This window comes from Planomonospora algeriensis (assembly GCF_977012225.1).
On sequence record NZ_CDRNDK010001141.1, the window covers coordinates 1 to 325 of the forward strand.

Below are 325 nucleotides of genomic sequence, written 5' to 3' on the forward strand. Positions count from 1 at the left end.
AGGTGGCGCGGGTTCGCCAGGTGCTCATCGTCGCTCGTGGTGACCAGGGAGGCGACGCCCAGGTCGATCCCGGCCACCGCGCCCATGGCGGGCAGAGGTTCGGCGGGCACGTCGTCGCACGACAGGATCACGTACCAGCGGGAGCCCTCCCGCTTGACGGCGATCGTCTTCACCTTCCCGCGCACGGGCCGGTGCCGGTGCACCCGGACGTGCCCGACACCCTGGAGACGAACGAACGTGGTGGTCGGGTGCTCGGGTTGGGAGTCCCATCGGCAGCCGTCGCCGTCCTTGGGCCAGGTGACGGTGTCGAACCGGCCGCGGCCTT

1 pseudogene is annotated in these 325 nt (G+C 71.4%); it reads right to left on the reverse strand.

The features are described 5' to 3' along the window. Positions 1-325 (reverse strand): annotated as a pseudogene (locus tag ACWJ6R_RS38180) (RNA-guided endonuclease TnpB family protein); the annotation flags it as partial.